Raw genomic sequence first — 15,658 nt, forward strand, 5'->3', positions numbered from 1 at the left:
GCCGGTCGGCGGGAGGAGGGCGCCCTTGCGACATGAGTGACAAGCTGTGCGATCCCTGCTGAGCTGGGCGTTCGCCGGGCGATCAGGATGACGGGACCGGGCCCGTCGAGTCGCGGACGCTGAGGGTCGTCGCCAGTTGGAGGTGCCGGGAGGCGGGCTGGACACCGTCCGCCATGCGCAGGACGGTCTCGACGGCCATCCGGCCCATGCCGACGAGAGGTTGCCGGACGGACGTGAGCCGGGGCGTGGTCCACTCGGTCTGCGGTGTGTCGTCGAACCCCGTGACCGACAGCTCGCTCGGGACGGTGATGTGAAGCGCCTTGGCCGCGGCGAGGACCCCGACGGCGATCTCGTCGTTGCCTGCGATGATCGCGGTCGGCCGCTCGTCGAGCGCGAGGAGGTCATGGCCGTGCCGGAGTCCCGCCTCGACGGAGAACGCCTCGTGGCGGATCATGGCGCGGTCCGGCGTGATGCCGGCCGAGTCAAGCGCGGCCTGGTAGCCGTGGAAGCGTTCCAGTGAGGGGGCAGAGCCCAGGGGGCCGCCGACCCAGGCGATCCTGCGGTGGCCGAGCTTGATGACGTGCTCGGTCGCCGAGCGACCGCCCGCCCAGTTGGTGGAGCCGATGCTGACGAGACGTGATTCGGACGTATCGATGGGGTCGATCGTCACGACGGGCACCTCGAGATTCTCCGCGGCGAGGAGCATCGGGTCGGGCACGGCGACGGCGAGCGCGATGATGCCGACGACACCGGACGCCTTCTGCTCCTCCATCCAGGCGCGCGCCGCCGTACGGTTCGTGCTGATCGGCTCGTCGGGCGGCAGGCGAAGGAGGAGCTCGGCCTGCGCCGAGGTCGCGGCCAGGAGGATGCCCTGGAGCACCGTTCCGGCGTAGCGGGACTCCACGATGTCGAGCACGGTGACGAGGGTGCGCTCCCGCGGATGCTGGTGTCGCACCGCCGTAGGCTTGTAGCCGATCTCGGCCATGGCTCCGAGCACCAGGTCGCGTGTCTTCGCCCCTACATCGCTGCGCCCGTTGAGAACCTTCGAGGCGGTCGCCGGCGAGACGCCGGCCAGCCGGGCGACATCCGCCAAGGTGGCTCGCTCGGAAGGACCTCGCCGTCGCATCAGGACTCCCTTCAGGATTCGAAATTATTTCGGAACCTACCACGAACCCTTGGCCGGGCTGCCACCCGTTGACACAGGACAGGCACGACACTTAATGTCCTCGAGATCGACGAACAAGTTACGAAATATTTTCGCGACCGGTTCAGGAGGAGAGGAGAGGCCATTCGGCTGCCCATTCCCATCCCCCGTGAACGATTTCGTGAAGAGAAGTGAGGCCATGAAGAGCAAGCCCCGGTTCCTGATCAACGGCGAGCTGCTTGACGAGAGCGCGCTCCCGCACGTCTGGAGCAGGTGTATCGGCGCCGGGCGGGCGAACGAGGCGCTGCGCGCGGACTGGCGACAGCAGTTCGCCGAGGTCGTCGCCGCGGCGGGAATCGAGTACATCCGCTTTCACGGCGTCTTCCACGACGACATGTTCGTCTACCGGGAGAGCTACGGCGGCGGTTTCGGCCCGGATGCCCCCCTCCCCTCACCCGTGTACACCTTCAGCTACGTCGACAAGGTCTTCGACTTCCTCCTGGACTGCGGCGTCCGGCCCTTCGTCGAGCTGGGCTTCATGCCGCGCGAGCTGGCGACGCAGACCGAGACCGTGTTCTGGTGGGGTGCTCACTGCAGCCCGCCCAAGGACATGGCGCGCTGGGTCGAGCTGGTCACGAGGTCGGTCGAGCACTGGATCGACCGGTACGGCCTCGCCGAGGTGCGAGAGTGGCGCTTCGAGGTGTGGAACGAGCCGAACCTGGTCCCGCACTTCTGGACCGGCACGAAGACCGAGTACTTCGAGCTCTACGAGCAGACCGTACGGGCGATCAAGAAGATCGATCCGGCTTTGAAGGTGGGCGGGCCCTCGACGAGCGTCTTCGTGCCCGACGACCGCTACAAGGGCGAGAGCGAGGATCGCTCCGCGGCGCTCGAGACGGCCGACGCGGCCGACGTGGACGCGCTCGACTGGCGCCCGGTCTGGATCGAGGACTTCATCACCTGGTGCGCGGAGCGCGAGCTCCCGATCGACTTCATCTCGACCCACCTGTACCCCACCGACTTCGCGTACGGCGCCGACGGCGAGGGCGTGCACATCACCCGGTACGCCGATGCCACGTTCGACGACCTGACCCTGCTGCGCAAGCTCGTGCAGAACAGCGCGTATCCCGAGGCGGAGATCCACATCAGCGAGTGGTCGACGTCGCCGTCGGCCCGCGACTTCATCCACGACACGGTGTTCGCGGCGACCTACATCACGCGGGCGTACCTGAAGTGCGCGCCCCTCGCCGACTCCATCGCCTACTGGACCTTCACGGACGTGTTCGAGGAGGGAGGCGCCGGGATCGGACCGTTTCATGGCGGATTCGGACTGGTGAACGAGGCGGGCATCCACAAGCCCACGTACCACGCGTTCACGATGCTGGAACGGCTCGGCGACCGGCTGCTCCTCACGACGTCTGACGGTGTCGTGACCCGTGACAGCCGGACGTCGGCCGTATCCGCGGTGTTCTTCAACTATCCCGAGGACATGGCCATGAGGGGTCTCAGCTCGCAGACCTCGTACCCGGCGACACGCGCGCTGGCCGAGATGGGGCCGAGCCGCAGGATCCACCACTCGATCGGCGGCCTGGAGCCTGGCACGACGTTCCTCGTCGAGGTCCTGGACTGGGAGCACGGAAACGTCGCCGAGGCCTGGTATCAGCTCGGGTCCCCTCTCAACCCGTCCCGGGCCGAGAGCGAGTACCTGAGCAAAGTCGCCGACTCGCTCCTCAGATTCACACTGACCGTGCCCGACAACGGTGTGCTGAACCTCGATGTCGAACTGACGCCCTGGGCGGTGATGTCGTTGCGCCAGTCGGCATGACCGCGCCACGGCCTTCAGGGGTGCAGGGCGCGCACACGCTGAAAGGCTCTCCGCCAGCGTCTTGCGCGCGGTGTCGTCGACCTCGGCGAACATGAGCGCCTCGATCTCGTCGATGGAACGGTCGCAGCGCCGCAAGGTGGACAGGCCCTCACGGGTGAGGCGGGCACGCAGCACGCGGCCCGCGCCGGGCTGCGGGTCCCGACGGATCAGACCGCGTCGTTCGAGGTCGCGGATGACGAGGCTCATCGCCTGCGGAGTGACGAAGGCGATGCGGGCCAGATCCGCCGAGGACGGCCCGTCGCGTAGTCGCAGCTCGCTCAACGCCATGTACTCGGTGGTCGTGACGCCGTGCCGAGCGAGAGCCCCGTCCAGGGCGGCCGCGTGCCGACGCCGCCGCACCTCAAGCACCGAGCAGAGGAGGGCGAATGAAACGACTGACCGCGTGGGTGGCCGGTGTCTGCACCGCGGTGTTGTGCGCCGCCTTGACCGCGGCACTCCCCCACCAGGCCGCCGCGGCCACCTTGACGGAGGTGACCGGGTTCGGCGCCAACCCGGGCAATCTCCGCATGCACGTGTACGTGCCGGACAACCGCCCGGCACGCCCGGCGGTCGTGCGGCTTCGTCGTCATCTACCCGTCGGCCTCCAAGAAGGGCAACTGCTTCGACACCTGGTCGGCCGAGTCGCACATGCGAGGCGGCGGCAGCGACCCGGTCTCGCTCATGTCCATCGACCCGTACACGCTGCAGCGCTTCGGCGGCGACGCCGACCGCGTGTTCGTCACCGGCACTGCGGCCGGCGGCATGGAGACCAACATCATGCTCGGCAACTACCCGGACGTCTTCAAGGCCGGGGCCGTGTTCATGGGCGTGCCGCACAGCTGCTTCGCGAACGAGGCCGACTACATCCCCTCACCGGGTGCCAGCGACTGCGCCTCCGGACGCGTCAGCAAGACGCCTCAGCAATGGGGGGACCTGGTCCGCGCCGCCTACCCCGGTTACACCGGTGCGCGGCCGCGCGTGCAGCTCTGGCACGGCACGAACGACACCTTCGTCTACTACGCCACGCTGCAGCAGCAGATCGACCAGTGGACCAACGTCTTCGGCCTCAGCCAGACGCCCACCAGCACTGACACGCCGCCGCCGGAGCCGCCGTCACCTTCGGCTTCCAGGCCACCTACAGCGGGACGAACACGGCACCCGCGCAGTTCGCCCTCAACGGCACAGCCTGCTCCCCCGCCGCCTAAATGCCGCTGGAACCCAACACCCGGACCGTGGCCTTCACCGACGTGGTCCAGTCATGGCCGCCCGCCTTGCCGGTCAGGACCGCGGTGCCCATGGGCTCGTCCGCGCCCGGGGTGACCTTGAACTCGGCAGTGCGTTCCGAGCCGGGACTCAGGGGCCCCAGCACGACCTGGGCGGGCGTGACGCTCCACCCGTCTGGAGCCTCGACGGACACCGTGGCTGAAGGGGCCAGCGGCATCTCGATCGCCCGGACGGTGACAGTGACCTTGGACTCCTGACCCGGGATCACCTCGGCCGGCGCGCCGAGCCGGATCTTCTGCAAGCTGTACGCGCGATAGGTATGGCCGGCCTTCCCGGTCAGCTCGATCAGGTCGGGGCCGACCTTCCTCATGCGGGCCTGGCCGCCACGCACGGCGTCGACCACCTTGTAGCGCCCGGTGAACATCTCGGCGCGCACTCTCACGGTGCCGTCGCGATCGGGCGTGACCAGGAACTCGTCGGCCTGCCCTTCGCTCCATGCCGCGCCGACGGTGTGACCACCACGACCCCGAAGGCCCTTCACCCGTCCCTTCGGCCAGGCCGCCGGCAGCGCCGGCAGCAGGTGCAGCTCACTGTTGTGGCTGTGCAGCAGCATCTCCGCGATGCCGGACGTGGCGCCGAAGTTGCCGTCGATCTGGAACGGAGGGTGCAGGTCGAACATGTTCGGCGCGAGCCTGGCCGGTGTGACGAGGGCGTGGACCAGGTCGTGCGCTCGCGTACCCTCCTCCAGCCTGGCCCAGTAGTTGATCTTCCAGGCCAGCGACCAGCCCGTCCCGTCGTCGCCGCGCAACTCCAACGTCCGGCGTGCGGCCTCGAACAGCTCGGGTGTGTCGCGCTTGGTGATCTGATGGCTGGGATGCAGGCCGTACAGGTGTGAGACGTGCCGGTGGTTGCGCTCGGTCTCCACCCAGTCGTAGAGCCATTCCTGGATGTTGCCGCGGGAGCCGATCTTCATCGGCGCCAGCCGCTCGCGGGCGGCCTCGACCTTGGCCCGGAAGTCCGCGTCAACGCCGAGCACCTTGCTCGCCTCGGCGCAGCCGTCGAACAGGTCACGCAGGATCTGCATGTCCATGGTGGGGCCGGCGGCCACGCTGGCATTCGGGTGGTGGCTGAGCTCGGGTGAGTTGGACGGGTTCGTGACCAGCCAGCCGAGCGACGGCTCCGGTACCAGGGTGTCGAGGAAGAACTGGGCGGCGCCCTTCATGGCCGGGTAGTTCGCGCGCAGGAAGCCGGCGTCGCCGGTGAACAGGTAGTGATCCCAGATCAAGGCGGCCAGCCAGGCGCCGCCGGTCTGCCACATGCCCCAGAACGCGGCGTCGACGACCGAGGTGGCCCGCCATGCGTCGGTGTTGTGATGGGTGACCCAGCCGCCCGCCCCGTACTGTGCCTCGGCGGTGCGGGCGCCGGTCACGGTGAGGTCCTTGATCATGTCGAACACCGGCGCGTAACACTCCGACAGGTTCGTCGAGTCGGCGGGCCAGTAGTTCATCGGCAGGTTGGCGTTGATGGTGTACTTCGAGTCCCACGGCGGGCGCATCTGGTCGTTCCAGATGCCCTGCAGGTTGGCCGGCTGGGTGCCGGGCCGTGAGGAGGAGATCAGCAGGTATCGGCCGAACTGGAACAGCAGCGCGGCGAACTGCGGGTCGTCGGTGTCCGTATGCTGCGCGATGCGGACGTCGGTCGGCTGGTCGGCCGCCGCGGTGCGGCCGAGGTCGAGCGTCGTACGCCCGAACAGGCGCTGGTAGTCGGCCACATGCCGGCCGCGCAGGTCGTCGTAGGGCCGCTCCAGGGCGGCCTTGAGATGCTTGCGCGCGATGCCCTGGTAGTCGCCGCCGACATCCTGGTAGTTCACGTAGCTGGAGCCGATGGAGATCAGCAGTGTCACGCTGTCCGCGGCGGACACCTGCAGAGTGCCGCCGGAGCTGGTGACGCTGCCGCCGTCGGCGACGGCCCGGGCCAGTGCCAGGAAACGGACCGAGCCGGTCACTCCGTCCATGTCGCCCGAGACGCCGTCGAGTGCCACGGTGGCCGCGTCCGGGCTGGAGCGGGTCGTCCGCTGCGGGCTGTCGAACGTCGCGGAGAACGTGATGGAGCCGGGCCGGTCGGCGGTCAGGCGGATGGCGATCACCTGGTCCGGCGCGCTCGCGAACACCTCGCGCCGGTACCGCACGCCGTTCAGGACGTAGGTCACGGAGGTCGTGGCGGTGGTGAGATCCAGCTGGCGGTTGTACTCCGACGCCCCGGCGGCGCCGCCGAAGCCGAGCCGTAGATTGCCGACGGGCTGGTAGGCCAGCTGACCTGCGGGCTTGCCGAGCATCGTCTGGTTGATCAGGTCCTGGGCCTGGATCCACTGGTTCTCGAAGACCAGCCGCCGGATCTCCGGCAGCGCCTGCGCGCCCTTCGGGTTGCTCTGGTCGTACGGTCCGCCCGCCCAGACGGTGTCCTCATTGAGCTGTAACCGTTCGGTATCGACGTTGCCGAACACCATGGCGCCCAGGCGGCCGTTGCCAATGGGGAGAGCGCGGAGCCAGTCGGTGCCGGCGGCCTCGTCGTACCAGAGCGCCAGGTCGTTGGCGGCGCGCACCTCAGGGGGCGGTGCCGAGGCGGCCCGGGCGACCGCCGTCCATTGCATCGGCAGCAGGATCGCACCGGCTCCGGCTGTACCGAGCTTCATCAGCTGCCTTCGCGTCGGGTGGTCTTCGGGCATGGCTGTTCCCATCGTGAGGGGTGCTGGGACGGGCTATTCCTGGACCTTGCCTCCGGTGAGGCGGGACAGGACGAGGGCGACGATGATGATCGCGCCGTTGAGGGCCTGGATCCACTGGGCGGGCACGCCGGCCAGAGTGAGGACGTTCTGGATCATGTAGAGGAGGAGGATGCCGGTGAACGCGCCGAACATCGTGCCCTTGCCGCCGTTGAGGCCGACGCCGCCGATCACGGCCGCGGCGAACACGGTGAAGATGGCGCCGTCACCCTGCGCGGCCGCCACGGAGGCGAGGTGTCCCGACATCAGCAGGCCGCCGAGCGCGGCCAGCACACTGGCGCCCACCAGGGCGGTCCACAACACCCGGTCGGTACGGATGCCGGCCGCCTTGGCCGCGTCCACGTTGCCGCCGATGGCGTACAGGGCGCGGCCGTACTTGGTGAAGCCCAGCAGCACGATTCCGGCGGCGAACAGCAGCAGGCAGAGCCAGATCGAGGCGGGCACGCCGAGCCACAGGGCCGAGCCGAGATAGAGCATCGACGTCGGCAGGTTGAAGAAGGTCTGGCCGCCGGAGATGCCGGTGAGCAGGCCGCGCAGCACGATGAGCATGCCGAGGGTGACGATGAAGCCGTTGAGCCCGAACCGTACGATCAGCAGCGCGTTGATCGCGCCGATGAGCACGCCGACGGCCAGGGTGACGGGGATCGACCAGAAGCCCGGCAGCAGGCCGAGCCCGGCGCCCGAACCGGCGGCCACGGTCAGCCACGCCGCAACGCCCGGCGCGAGACCGAACGTCGACTCCAGTGAAAGGTCCATCTTCCCGGCGACCAGCACGATGGTCTGGGCCAGGACCAGCAGCGAGATCTCCGACATGGTCTGCAGGATGTTGATCAGGTTGTCGCCCTGCAGGAAGATCGGGTTGACGATCTGGCCGACGACGGCGATCGCGATGATCGCGGGGATCAGGGCGAAGTCGCGCAGCCGGGCCAGTCGTATCCGTGGCCGGTCCCGCTCGGGGGCGGCGTTTTCGGTGGCGGGCGTGAGAGTTTTCTCAGGCATCGAGCCGGACTCCTTCCATGGCCGCCACCACGTCGTGGTCGTGCCACCCGGCGGCCATCTCGGCGACGACACGGCCCTGGAACATCACCAGCAGCCGGTCGCACAGCCGCAGGTCGTCGAGTTCGTCGGAGGCGATCAGCACGCCGGTTCCTCTGGCGGCCGTTTCCTCGACCTTGCCGAGCAGGAACTCCTTGGACTTGACGTCCACTCCGGCGGTGGGGGTGATCAGCACGAGCAGCCGGGGATCGGAGGCCAGCGCCCTGGCCATGACGACCTTCTGCTGGTTGCCGCCGGACAGGCCCATCACGGGCAGGCCGGGACCGGGGGTCTTGATCGCCAGGTTGGCGATCAGGGTCCTGGCCAGCCGGTCGCGCCGCCGGCCGCTGATCAGTCCGGCCTCGCCGAGCTGGTCCGGGACGGTCATGGTGGCGTTGTCGGCGATCGACATCATCGGGACGAACCCCTGGTGGTGCCGGTCGCGGGGGACGAAGCCGACACCTGCCGCGAGCGCGTCGGGCACGCTGCCGGGACGGGGAGCGCGCCCGGCGACCTCGATCGCGCCCGCATCGGCCGCGCGCAACCCGACGACGGTTTCGGCCAGCTCGGTCCTGCCGCTGCCGGCCGCGCCGGCCAGGCCGACGATCTCGCCGGACCGGATCTGGAAGTCGATCTCCCGGTAGGCGTCGCCGTACGTCAGGCCGCGCACGCCGAGCACCACACCGGCGCCGCCGGGCACGGCCGTCCGGGAGGACGCCTCTGCCAGGCCGGCGGCCTCCCCCGCCATCGCGGCCACCAGCTCCGCGTGCGGCAGATCGGCCACCGTGGTGGTCAGGATGTGCCGGGCGTCGCGGAAGACCGTGACCGTGTCGCAGATCTCGTAGATCTCCTGCAGGTGGTGGCTGATGAACAGGAAGGTCACTCCCTGTTCCTGCAGGGTGCGGATACGGGTGAACAGCCGGGCGATGGCGGCCGCGTCGAGCTGGGCGGTCGGCTCGTCGAGGATGATGAACCGGGCGCCGAACGACAGCGCACGGGCGATCTCCACGAACTGCCGCTGCTCGACGTCCAGTTCGCCGGCTGGCAGGCGCACGTCGACGTCCACCGACCAGGTGGCGAGCAACTCGGCCGCCTTGCGCCGCAGGGCGGCCCAGCGGACCAGCCCGAGCCGGTTCAGGTCGTGGCGGTGCAGGTAGAGGTTCTCCGCCACGGTCAGCTCGGGGATGATCGTGGACTTCTGGTAGACGCAGGCCACCCGTTGCCGCCAAGCATCACGGTCGGCCAGGCGCGGAGCAGGCTCGCCGCCGAAGCTCACCTCGCCCTCGTCGGCCGCCTGGAGCCCGGTGAGGATCGATACCAGGGTCGACTTCCCGGCTCCGTTGCGGCCGACGAGCGCGTGAGTCTGGCCGGGCATGATGCGGATTCCGGCGCGGTCCAGCGCGACGGTCTCCCCGTATCTCTTGGTGACACCCACCGCTTCGACGACAGGCGTGGCCGCCTGGTCATCCGCCAAGGTTGTTGCCCCACAGAGAGGAGTCGGCCGGCTTGACGCTCGCCACGCCTGCGTAGGTGCCGCCGTCGGCGGTGACCAGGGGCGCGGAGAGCTGGTCCTCCAGCAGGCCGGGGCGTACCTGGATGATGGTGCTGTCGTGGTCGGTCGGGCCGGGCTGGAACGTCTTGCCGTCGATGGCGGCCTTGGTGTACTGCAGCGCGTACTTGGCGTACTGGTCGGCCGGCTGGGAGACGGTGGCGTCGATGTTGCCGGCGGCGATCTCCTTGAGTTCCTGCGGGATGCCGTCGTTGGAGATGACGAAGACGTGCTTGGGATCGTCCGGCGGAACCAGGAGGCCGCGCTGCTGGAGCACCTGGAGGGTGCCCGACAGGGCGAAGCTCGACTGCATGTAGACGCCCTTGATGTCGGGATTGGCGGTGAGCTGGGTCTGGAGCTTCTGCGAGGCGATCGCGCCGTCCCAGTTGGTGGCCTCGCCGAACACCGTGATGCCGGGGTAGCTCGCCTTCATGCAGGTGTTGAACGCCTCGGTGCGGTCGCGGCCGTTGATGGAGGCCAGGTCGCCCTGGAGCATCACGACCTTGCCCTTGCCGGACAGTTTCTCGCCGAGGAACTTGCACGCCTTCTCGCCGTACGCCCGGTTGTCGGCGCGTACCACCATGAAGGCGTCGCCCTGCTCGGGACGGGTGTCGACCATGACGACGGGGATCTTCTTGGTGTTGAGCTGCTGGAGGGTGGGGGCCACGGCGGCGGTGTCCTGCGGCGCCAGCACGACGCCCTTGACGCCCTGGCTGATGAAGCTCTGCACGTTGGCGGTGAGCTTGGAGATGTCGTTCTGCGAGTTGGAGGTCTTCAGCTCCAGGCCGTTCTCGGCACCGAACTGGGGGACGTACTTGATGAAGGAGTTCCAGAAGTCGGTGTCGGAGCGGGGATAGTCCACCCCGACGACCGGCTTGCCGCCTCCTGAGGCGGCCGTGCCGTCGCCTCCGCCGCCCCCGCAGGCGGTGGCCAGGCCGGCCGACAGAGCGACGGCCGTCCCTAAGGCGAGTCCTCTTCTCATGGGTGTTCCTTCCCTGTGCTGGGTGGGGGCTGGGGAGCGGGGCCGTCCTCCATGGGATGTTTCGGGGAGGTGAAGCGGCCTTCACCACACCGACATGGGATGTCTTTGTAATCCTCGCGAGGGCGGCGTGTCTAGACCTCCCGGGAAATACCTGTGATATCGCGAAAAACTGCCCCAGCAGCACACGCTGTGATGAGCAGACAACCCATGTCTGCTCATCCATAAGTCCAAAGCTTCCTCGGACATAGGATGTCTGTTATGTTGCCCAGCGTGACGCGCGTGCCGATCGAGCGACTCTGTGCCTGGAGGGCGCCCGCATGTCCCTGACCGACGAGGCGATCTCCCGCATCCGGGCCCTCATCCAGTCGGGCGAGCTGCCGCCGGGGGCGCGCCTGCCGCCGGAGCACCAGCTCGCCGCCCAGCTCGGCGTCTCCCGCAACCCGCTGCGCGAGGCGGTCAAGGCGCTGGTCGTGGCCCGGGTCCTTGACGTACGGCGGGGCGACGGCACCTTCGTGACCAGCCTGGAGCCGCGGCTGTTGCTTGAAGGGCTGGGACTGGCCGTCGAGCTGTTGCGCGACGACACCCTGCTGGAGATCGTCCAGGTACGGCGGATGCTCGAGCCCGCGGCGACCGCCCTCGCCGCGTCCCGGATCTCCGCCGAGCAACTCGACGAGATCGGCGAGCACCTGAACGCGATGCGCGCCGCCTGCGATGACGTGGAGAAGCTGAACCACCACGACGCCGCCTTCCACCGCGCCGTCGTGCGGGCGACCGGCAACGAAACGCTGTCCACCCTGCTCGACGGAATCTCCGGCCGCACGCTGCGGATGCGGGTGTGGCGCGGCACGGTGGAGGCCGGCAGCTCGCACAAGACCGTCGCCGAGCACGAGGCGATCTACCACGCCCTGGCCGCCGGCGACGCGACGCTCGCCCAGGCCGCGGCGCTCGTGCACATCGGCACGACCGAGACCTGGCTGCGCTCGGTGTTGGGAGACGTCGAGGACGCCCGGTGCTAACCCCCGTCCACCACGCTGCCGCTCACAACCAGGCGGGCGCCGTAGAGCCCGGTGGGCGCGCTAACGTTGCAGGCGCACGGGGGCGCTGGGTGCGTTGCGCCGGACGAGCCAGGCCTCGGTGATGTGCGTGAACATCGCTTCGCTGGCGCCATCGGGGTCATGGGCGGCGATGCGTTCATAGATCCGGCGATGGCCCTGGTTGGACGCCACGCACAGGGCGCGTTCCGGCTTGCCCATGTATCGGGCGGTGTTGATCACCTGGCTCTCCAACGCTCGCACGACGCCCCGGGCGATGCGGTTGCCGGACGCCAGCATGATCGTGTCGTGGAAGGCGCGGTCGTGATCGGCGTAGGTGACATGGTCGTCCACGAGCTCGTCCATCCGGTCCACCAGAGCACGCAGCCGCTCGATGCTCTCCTCGTCCGCCACCCGGGCGGCGAGGTAGGCCATGTCGGACTCGAGCAGGCGGCGGGTGACGACGAGGTCGTCGAGGATGCCCAGGCTCTCGTCCATGTCGATGGTCGCCGCGAGCACGAGCTCGTCGAGCATGTCCCACATCGTGGGCGGGGTCACCATGGTGCCCGCGCCCTGGCGAACCTGGACGAGCCCCTTCTCCTGGAGGATCTTCACGGCCTCACGGACGACGGTCCGGCTCACCGAGAAGGTCTCGCACAGCACGGGTTCTGGGGGAAGGGACGTGCCGGGCGGGTGCACGCCGCGGACGATGCGCTCCACGAGTTCCGCTGTCACCGCCTTGCCCAGGCTGGCCGGTCGTCGGACCCATGCGGGCGGCGGCACGGGGACGCTGCCGGGCGATTCCTGCGATGCCGTCATATCTTCCTCCGGTGACCTGCTAGGTCAGCGCCACCGCGGCAGTATATGTCATCCGTATTGACAGCATACGTCATACGAATTACGTTTCCGGGCAGACGGCCGAGGACACCGGCCGCGTTCTGGAGAGTGATCAGCCATGAGGCAGCGAACACTATGGTCGGTCGTCCTCGTCACGGGACTGGCCGTGACCGGCTGCGGAAGCGCCGCACCGACGCAGTCCTCCCCCGGGGAACCCAAGGGCAGGATTGTGGTCTGGGACTGGAAATCCGGTGAACCGGCCGTGGCCTCCTACGTTGAGAAGGCCAAGGCCGACTTCGCCAAGAAACATCCCGATGTCGCCGTCGAGTTCGTGGCTCAGCCGTTCGATCAGTACTACACGCTCTTGGGCGCGGCCACCCAGTCGGGAAAGGGCCCCGACGTCATGCTCTTCAACGGCGGCGGCCAGCTCCGCGACCGGGTGGACACGCTCCTGCCGCTCGACCAGTACGTTGCCGAGGACAAGCAGCGGCTGGCGGGCTGGGACGCCTTCAGCAAGGACGGCACGATCTACGCCGCCCCGGTGACGCTGCAGGGCCACCCGATCTACTACAACAAGACGATCTATCAGAAGGCGGGGCTGGATCCGGCGAACCCGCCGAAGACGTGGAACGAGTTCGTCAGTGGCTGCGCCGTCATCAAGAAGACGGCCGGCGCCAGGTGCTTCGCCCTCGGCAACAAGGAAGGCTTCGGGATCCAGTTCTTCATGTCGGGACTTGGGCCGGGCATCCTGACGCCCAAGGAGTACGACGACTGGATCTCCGGGAAACGCGACTGGACCTCTCCCCACGTGAAGGAGATCTTCGCCCTGTGGAAGAAGGTCAACCAGGACGGCCTGAACAACGACGGGGCCAACTCCACCGCGCTGTTCAACGACGCCTTCGCCGTCTTCAACACCGGTAAGTCCGCCCACATCATCGGGCTGATGTCGGATATCGGGCACTGGAAGGACTTCGGCGAATTCCTGGGCGCCGACCAGGTCGGCGTCATGACCGCCCCCGTGGTCACCGACGGAGCCACGCCCGTGCTCCCCTACGACGGCGGCATCGGTTACGGGGTCGCCAAATCGACCAAGAATCCTCAGCTGGCCGCCGACCTGGTGCGATCGCTGACCTCGACCGGCGCGCTGACCGCCTTCTACACCGGCGCCGGCGCGATCACCTCCGACACCACGATCGACGTGTCGCAGGGCGCTCCCGCCGTGGCCGCGATCGTGCCCCAGATCAAGGGCGGCAAGCCCGCACTGCACGTCGCGCTGTCCAGCAAGACCCTGGACCTGATGGGCCGGCTGTCCCAGCAGCTCCTGAGCGGGTCGGCGAGCGTGGATGACGTGGTGAAGCAAATGGCCGCTTCGGACAAGGCGAGTTGATCGTGCCGCTCGGGGGTTCGTCACCGATGGTCCGCTCGGCGCAGGCGGAGCGGACCACCGGGGCAAAGTTCGAGCGGCCAGGACGCCACGGCGGCACCGAAAGGACCCCCCGTGGGGCGTGGGCCGAGCGGCTTGCGCCCTTCGTCCTGGTGGCTCCGGCCGTACTGATCATCGTGGCGCTGCGGTTGTGGCCGCTGCTGCTGGGCGTCAACTTCTCCTTCACCGGCGACGGGGAGCGCAACGGGACCTTCGTCGGCTTCGACAACTACGCCGAACTGCTGAACGATCCGTTGTTCCGCACCGCGCTGGGCAATGTCGGCTTGCTGGTGATCCTGCTTCCCGTCGCGGTGGCGATCCCCGGCCTGCTGGCGACGTTCATCTACCTGCGGGTGCCCGGGCATCGGCTCTTCCGCAGCGTCTACTTCTTCCCGGCCGTGCTCTCACCGGTGATCGTCGGTGCGATCTTCAACCTGATGCTGGGCTTCGACGGCCCGCTGAACACCGCCCTGGCACAGCTCGGCCTCGGCCCCGTCGACTGGCTCGGCGACCCGGACATCGCCATGTTCACGGTCGTCGGCGTGCACATCTGGGCGACGTTCGGGATGGCCCTGGTGGTGTTCCTCGCCGGATTCTCCACGCTGGACGCCGCACTCCTGGACGCCGCCCGGATGGACGGCGCGTCACTGCCCCAGATCATCTGGCATGTCATCGTCCCGGGCCTGTCCCGCACCATCCAGTTCGTCTTCGTGACCACCATGATCGGAATGCTGACGTCCATGTTCGGCCTGCTGTACGTCATGACCAGCGGCGGCCCTGAAGGTTCGACGTACCTGCCGGAGTTCTACGTCTGGATCCAGCAGGGACGGATGAACCGCCCGGCACTCGCCTCGGCCGCATCGACGGTGCTGTTCCTCATCATGCTCGTGGTCGGAATCCTGCAGGTGATCGTGCTCCGCCGCGCAGGGAGGGAAGACTGATGCCCGGCAAGAGCTTGGGCAGGTGGGTGGCCGCCGTCCCGATGGCGCTCCTCGCGGTGGCGACCGTCTATCCCCTCCTGTTCACCACCAACGCCGCGATGAAGACCCGGCGGGAGTACATCCTCGACCGCTTCTCCCCTACGAGCTCGCTGCACCTGGAGAACGTCGCCGCGGCGTGGAACAGCGTCGGCATGGCGCGCTACTTCGCCAACTCGCTCATCGTGGTGACGGTAGCGGTGATCCTGCTGCTGCTCTTCGGGTCGATGGCCGGCTTCGCACTGGCTCAGTTGCGCTTCCGCGGCTCCTCGGCGCTGTTCCTCGGCTGCCTCGCGGCGTTGTTCGTCCCGTTCCAGGTGATCATGGTGCCGATGGCCCGGGTCATGGCGGACAGCGGCCTCATCGACACCTATCCCGGACTGATCCTGGCCTACGTCGCGCAGTTCCTCCCCTTCACCATCTTCCTGATGACCAGCCACTACAGGACCATCCCGGTGGAGATCATCCATGCGGCAAGGATCGACGGGAACTCCACCTACGGCGTCTACCGGCGGATCATGATTCCGCTCGGCGCTCCGGCCTTGTTGTCGGTCGGCATCCTCGATGCCCTGTTCTGCTGGAACGACGTGCTCATCTCCCTGCTGATGATGCCCTCGCCAGAGCATCGCACCCTCATGGTCGGGGTCACCTCGCTGCGCGGGCAGTACTCGGACAACATCCCCCAGTTCGCCTCAGGAGTGCTGATCGCCGCGATACCCGTCCTGTTGCTTTATCTCTTCCTTCAGCGTCAGATCGCCGACGGTGTCACCGCCGGCTCCACGAAGGGCTGACATGCGCATTTCGGGGTAT

Annotated in this window: 12 protein-coding genes and 3 pseudogenes; 7 read left to right on the forward strand and 8 right to left on the reverse strand. The window is 68.2% G+C overall.

The window, feature by feature from the left end:
* Positions 1-82 precede the first annotated feature (82 nt).
* Positions 83-1,126, reverse strand: a complete 1,044-nt coding sequence (locus Q9G87_RS07685) for a LacI family DNA-binding transcriptional regulator (protein ID WP_305915508.1) — start codon at positions 1,124-1,126, stop codon at positions 83-85.
* Between the two features lie 217 nt (positions 1,127-1,343).
* On the opposite strand from Q9G87_RS07685, the gene Q9G87_RS07690 reads away from it, so the two are divergent.
* A complete protein-coding gene (locus Q9G87_RS07690; RefSeq protein WP_305915509.1) occupies positions 1,344-2,969 on the forward strand; it encodes a GH39 family glycosyl hydrolase in 1,626 nt (541 codons plus the stop codon).
* Between the two features lie 234 nt (positions 2,970-3,203).
* On the opposite strand, the pseudogene Q9G87_RS07695 reads toward Q9G87_RS07690, so the two are convergent.
* Together Q9G87_RS07695 and Q9G87_RS07700 are read right to left on the reverse strand one after the other, a co-directional pair.
* Positions 3,204-3,296, reverse strand: a pseudogene (locus tag Q9G87_RS07695) (MarR family transcriptional regulator); the annotation flags it as partial.
* Between the two features lie 73 nt (positions 3,297-3,369).
* Positions 3,370-3,537: a hypothetical protein gene (locus Q9G87_RS07700; protein WP_305915510.1), complete on the reverse strand. Its 168-nt coding sequence runs from the start codon at positions 3,535-3,537 to the stop codon at positions 3,370-3,372.
* A gap of 59 nt (positions 3,538-3,596) precedes the next feature.
* Between Q9G87_RS07700 and Q9G87_RS07705 the strand changes: the two are divergent.
* Positions 3,597-4,046: pseudogene (locus tag Q9G87_RS07705) on the forward strand (prolyl oligopeptidase family serine peptidase); the annotation flags it as partial.
* A gap of 101 nt (positions 4,047-4,147) precedes the next feature.
* Positions 4,148-4,213: pseudogene (locus tag Q9G87_RS07710) on the forward strand (hypothetical protein); the annotation flags it as partial.
* On the opposite strand, the gene Q9G87_RS07715 reads toward Q9G87_RS07710, so the two are convergent.
* The 4 genes from Q9G87_RS07715 to Q9G87_RS07730 all read right to left on the reverse strand — a co-directional run bounded on the left by Q9G87_RS07715 (position 4,210) and on the right by Q9G87_RS07730 (position 10,580).
* Positions 4,210-6,924: a glycosyl hydrolase family 95 catalytic domain-containing protein gene (locus tag Q9G87_RS07715; protein WP_305915511.1), complete on the reverse strand. Its 2,715-nt coding sequence runs from the start codon at positions 6,922-6,924 to the stop codon at positions 4,210-4,212. The pseudogene Q9G87_RS07710 and the gene Q9G87_RS07715 sit on opposite strands and share 4 nt — an antisense overlap.
* A 66-nt stretch (positions 6,925-6,990) precedes the next feature.
* A complete protein-coding gene (locus Q9G87_RS07720; RefSeq protein ID WP_305915512.1) occupies positions 6,991-8,013 on the reverse strand; it encodes an ABC transporter permease in 1,023 nt (340 codons plus the stop codon).
* Positions 8,006-9,523: a sugar ABC transporter ATP-binding protein gene (locus Q9G87_RS07725; RefSeq protein ID WP_305915513.1), complete on the reverse strand. Its 1,518-nt coding sequence runs from the start codon at positions 9,521-9,523 to the stop codon at positions 8,006-8,008. The genes Q9G87_RS07720 and Q9G87_RS07725 overlap by 8 nt, the downstream gene beginning before the upstream one ends.
* Positions 9,513-10,580, reverse strand: a complete 1,068-nt coding sequence (locus Q9G87_RS07730) for a sugar ABC transporter substrate-binding protein (RefSeq protein ID WP_305915514.1) — start codon at positions 10,578-10,580, stop codon at positions 9,513-9,515. Before Q9G87_RS07730 ends, Q9G87_RS07725 begins: the two co-directional genes overlap by 11 nt.
* Positions 10,581-10,897: 317 nt before the next feature.
* On the opposite strand from Q9G87_RS07730, the gene Q9G87_RS07735 reads away from it, so the two are divergent.
* On the forward strand, positions 10,898-11,596 hold the full coding sequence (locus Q9G87_RS07735) for a FadR/GntR family transcriptional regulator (RefSeq protein WP_305915515.1): 699 nt from the start codon (positions 10,898-10,900) through the stop codon (positions 11,594-11,596).
* 60 nt (positions 11,597-11,656) lie between these two features.
* Here Q9G87_RS07735 and Q9G87_RS07740 read toward each other — a convergent pair whose 3' ends face one another.
* Positions 11,657-12,430: a FadR/GntR family transcriptional regulator gene (locus Q9G87_RS07740; protein WP_305915516.1), complete on the reverse strand. Its 774-nt coding sequence runs from the start codon at positions 12,428-12,430 to the stop codon at positions 11,657-11,659.
* Between the two features lie 136 nt (positions 12,431-12,566).
* Here Q9G87_RS07740 and Q9G87_RS07745 point away from each other — a divergent pair, with 136 nt between their 5' ends.
* Genes Q9G87_RS07745 through Q9G87_RS07755 form a run of 3 tightly spaced genes read left to right on the forward strand, consistent with a single transcriptional unit; the run spans position 12,567 to position 15,639 of the window.
* Entirely contained in the window at positions 12,567-13,835 is a 1,269-nt protein-coding gene (locus Q9G87_RS07745) for an ABC transporter substrate-binding protein (protein WP_305915517.1), read from the forward strand.
* Positions 13,836-13,861: 26 nt separating this feature from the next.
* On the forward strand, positions 13,862-14,812 hold the full coding sequence (locus tag Q9G87_RS07750; protein WP_305915518.1) for a carbohydrate ABC transporter permease: 951 nt from the start codon (positions 13,862-13,864) through the stop codon (positions 14,810-14,812).
* Positions 14,812-15,639: a carbohydrate ABC transporter permease gene (locus tag Q9G87_RS07755; RefSeq protein WP_305915519.1), complete on the forward strand. Its 828-nt coding sequence runs from the start codon at positions 14,812-14,814 to the stop codon at positions 15,637-15,639. Before Q9G87_RS07750 ends, Q9G87_RS07755 begins: the two co-directional genes overlap by 1 nt.
* Positions 15,640-15,658: the final 19 nt, after the last annotated feature.

This window comes from Nonomuraea turcica (genome assembly GCF_030718205.1).
Taxonomy (GTDB): domain Bacteria; phylum Actinomycetota; class Actinomycetes; order Streptosporangiales; family Streptosporangiaceae; genus Nonomuraea.

Bases quoted from the DNA above. Each gene is read 5' to 3' on its own strand.
- Q9G87_RS07685 (WP_305915508.1), bottom strand. From the start codon at position 1,126: ATGCGACGGCGAGGTCCTTCCGAGCGAGCCACCTTGGCGGATGTCGCC.
- Q9G87_RS07690 (WP_305915509.1), top strand. From the start codon at position 1,344: ATGAAGAGCAAGCCCCGGTTCCTGATCAACGGCGAGCTGCTTGACGAG.
- Q9G87_RS07700 (WP_305915510.1), bottom strand. From the start codon at position 3,537: ATGCGGAGATTGCCCGGGTTGGCGCCGAACCCGGTCACCTCCGTCAAG.
- Q9G87_RS07715 (WP_305915511.1), bottom strand. From the start codon at position 6,924: ATGAAGCTCGGTACAGCCGGAGCCGGTGCGATCCTGCTGCCGATGCAA.
- Q9G87_RS07720 (WP_305915512.1), bottom strand. From the start codon at position 8,013: ATGCCTGAGAAAACTCTCACGCCCGCCACCGAAAACGCCGCCCCCGAG.
- Q9G87_RS07730 (WP_305915514.1), bottom strand. From the start codon at position 10,580: ATGAGAAGAGGACTCGCCTTAGGGACGGCCGTCGCTCTGTCGGCCGGC.
- Q9G87_RS07735 (WP_305915515.1), top strand. From the start codon at position 10,898: ATGTCCCTGACCGACGAGGCGATCTCCCGCATCCGGGCCCTCATCCAG.
- Q9G87_RS07740 (WP_305915516.1), bottom strand. From the start codon at position 12,430: ATGACGGCATCGCAGGAATCGCCCGGCAGCGTCCCCGTGCCGCCGCCC.
- Q9G87_RS07745 (WP_305915517.1), top strand. From the start codon at position 12,567: ATGAGGCAGCGAACACTATGGTCGGTCGTCCTCGTCACGGGACTGGCC.
- Q9G87_RS07750 (WP_305915518.1), top strand. From the start codon at position 13,862: ATGGTCCGCTCGGCGCAGGCGGAGCGGACCACCGGGGCAAAGTTCGAG.
- Q9G87_RS07755 (WP_305915519.1), top strand. From the start codon at position 14,812: ATGCCCGGCAAGAGCTTGGGCAGGTGGGTGGCCGCCGTCCCGATGGCG.